Source organism: Rhodococcus sp. KRD162 (assembly GCF_017168335.1).
Lineage (GTDB): Bacteria > Actinomycetota > Actinomycetes > Mycobacteriales > Mycobacteriaceae > Rhodococcoides.
This window is the reverse complement of sequence record NZ_JABFAU010000023.1, coordinates 1-2,426: the sequence shown is the minus strand read 5'-3', so window position 1 is coordinate 2,426 and position 2,426 is coordinate 1. Positions and strand designations below refer to the sequence as shown.

The window sequence follows — 2,426 nt, the reverse complement described above, 5'->3', positions numbered from 1 at the left end:
GTGATGGCCACAGTGGTTCGACCTCCTCCGCCGGTGCTGCTGTCACCGCCCACTCTAGTCGAACGTACATTCGATTTCGAGTGGGGTGCGGGGCCGGATCGGCGGATGCGGCGGTTTGATGCTCAGATACTCGACTCTTGTTGCGCCGCTGCTAATTCCCGGTGCAGGTTCAGTCGGTGTCGTTTACGTGTGATTTCCGGTGCGTTCGGTTTGGCCACAGTCCGCGCAGTGCCGACTGTTGTTCACTCCGCTCGGGTGGCATTCCTCGTCGCAGGACTCGGACGGAACGTAGTCGTGCTTGGTGCTTTCCATTGCAGATCTCCTAGTGGGTGTTCGGACTGGTCACGATTCCGCTGGAGAGAGCGCGGGCGGCTCGTATGCTCCGGGCGGCGGCGGCGAGGTGGTTGACGATGTCCTGGTGCTCCGCTTCGTCGGCGAGGAACTTCTCCACCTGCTTGGTTGTGGCTGCACCTTTGTAGGCCTGTTTGAGGGCCTCGACGGCGTCGAGGACGCTGAACTGGGCCATGTCGAGTGCGTCGAGCATCCCGCCGAGGTTGACCAGCGCCTGCTGGTCCTCGGGGTCGCGGCCCTCGTCGGCGACGGGGCGGAGGTGGAGCGGTTTGGCTGTCGTCATCGTCGGTGCCTCTCTGGGTGTCGGGTTCAGTGGGCGAAGGCGAGGTGCATGGTGAGGAGGTCGTCCACGCGGGCGGCGACGTCGAGATCGTCGCCGTCGATGTCTTCGAGCAGTACCGCGACGGTGAATCCTGCGCAGAGGTTCCATGCGCGGCGGCGACTGTCGACGTCGGCGCTCACCTCAGCACGGGTGATCGCGGCAGCGAAGACGGCATCGGTCGCAGAGACCCATCTGCGGTAGGCGCCCACTCCCCCGCTGACTGCCCTTTCGAGGATCAGCTTCATTCCGGCGCGGGCGCGGACGGAGGTGGTGACGATGTCGGCGAGGGCTTCGAAGACTGCGCGCAGCTGCGTGGTGGCAGGAAGTTGTGTCGTTGCAGCGTCGGCGAATTCGGCTTCGATGGTCGCTATCCAGTCTTCGACGAGCTGTTGCGCGATGGCCTCTTTACTCGGGAAGTGGTAGAAGATCGCACCTTTGGTGAGATCGCTGCCGTTCAGCATTTCCGTGATGCTGGCGGGGAAGTACCCGAGGGCGTCGAACACGTGCGCCGTCTCGTCGAGGACTTTCTCGCGCGTGACCTTCGCCCGTGGCTGAATGCAGGGTGAGTGGGCGAAGGTGAATGTGGCGGTCGCAGTGCTCATGTCGGATCCGTTTCTGTGGTGAGCGGCCCGGCCTGTCAGCGCTATTCGGGCAAACTATGTGGTGGAGACAAACTTTACCGTCGATCGTTCGCGCGTAGTTGGATCGTTCAACAGGACAGACTATTTCATGATCGCTATGGATCTCGTCGAGTTGAGTTGGGCCAGAATAGAACTGTCACGCTCGATCCGTGAATGGAGAGCAATCCGCGTGACCAGGCACAGCGCCGCAACAAGTGTGAGGGTCAGGTACGCGGTCAGCGACCACAATGCCGTCAGGTTCGTCGCGAGCGCGAGCCAGATCAGGCTGCCGTCCGCTATCCGGTTGACGAACCCGGCCCGGCGCCCTTCCCGCAACGGCTTGGACAGGACGGCGGCGAGGACTGTGGCGCCGGAGACGAGCATCAAGACCAGAGCCAGCATCGGGATCGATACGGCGTCCGCGAGGGTGAGAACGCCGAGGACTCCGCCGAGCGCAGCGACCACGCCGATGAGGCGGGCCGCGGCATGGTGAATCCTGTTGGTAATCATTGGTTTCCCTTGCGAGATCGTGTGTGGGTTGCGTGGGTGTCGACAAGTGTGGGTGTGAGTGTAGTTGCCGCGCAACGGGTGTGGGCGGAATGCGTAACGCTGAACCACGAGACGCGGTTCAGCGTTACATGGAGGGTGGACTTCAGCAGGTGGCGAGGATTTTCTGCATCGCGTCCTTCTCTGCTTGCGTCACCCACAGGTGATAGATCGATTTCACCGTGATCTGCTGGGAGACGTAGGTACATCGGTACGCCTTGTTCGGCGGAAGCCAGGACGCTGCATCGGAATCGGACTTCTGGCCGTTCGTCGGACCGTCCACGGGGATCAGGTTCCGCGGGTCGTTGGCGAGGTTTCGGCGCTCTTCCGGGCTGAGTTGCTGGGCACCCTTCTGCCACGCGTCGCTGAGGGCGATTATGTAGGGGCTTTAACTATGTTGGGTAAGGGGGTTGGGAGACCCCGATTGGACCACGGGTCGTCTCCCGCCAGCCGCTCCCGACTAGGGCGTGTCTCCCAATCGGCGTAGCCAGGTGAGAATTGCGCAGAGGGTGACGGCGGCGCGGTAGGTGATCGCGAGTTTGTCGTAGCGGGTGGCCAGCGCTCGCCATTGCTTGGCCAGAGCGAAG

The 2,426-nt window shown here is 62.7% G+C and carries 4 protein-coding genes; all 4 read right to left on the bottom strand.

Annotated features, from left to right (window positions below):
* Positions 1-322: 322 nt before the first annotated feature.
* Positions 323-634: a hypothetical protein gene (locus tag J1M87_RS23900; protein WP_206492288.1), complete on the bottom strand. Its 312-nt coding sequence runs from the start codon at positions 632-634 to the stop codon at positions 323-325.
* Positions 635-660: 26 nt separating this feature from the next.
* Positions 661-1,275 carry a TetR/AcrR family transcriptional regulator gene (locus J1M87_RS23895; protein WP_206492287.1) on the bottom strand — a complete coding sequence of 205 codons (615 nt, stop codon included), beginning with the start codon at positions 1,273-1,275 and terminating at the stop codon, positions 661-663.
* Between the two features lie 120 nt (positions 1,276-1,395).
* Positions 1,396-1,803, bottom strand: coding sequence for a hypothetical protein (locus J1M87_RS23890; RefSeq protein ID WP_206492286.1), 408 nt, complete (start codon positions 1,801-1,803; stop codon positions 1,396-1,398).
* Between the two features lie 142 nt (positions 1,804-1,945).
* Positions 1,946-2,215, bottom strand: coding sequence for an HNH endonuclease family protein (locus J1M87_RS23885; RefSeq protein WP_374222419.1), 270 nt, complete (start codon positions 2,213-2,215; stop codon positions 1,946-1,948).
* Positions 2,216-2,426 lie beyond the last annotated feature (211 nt).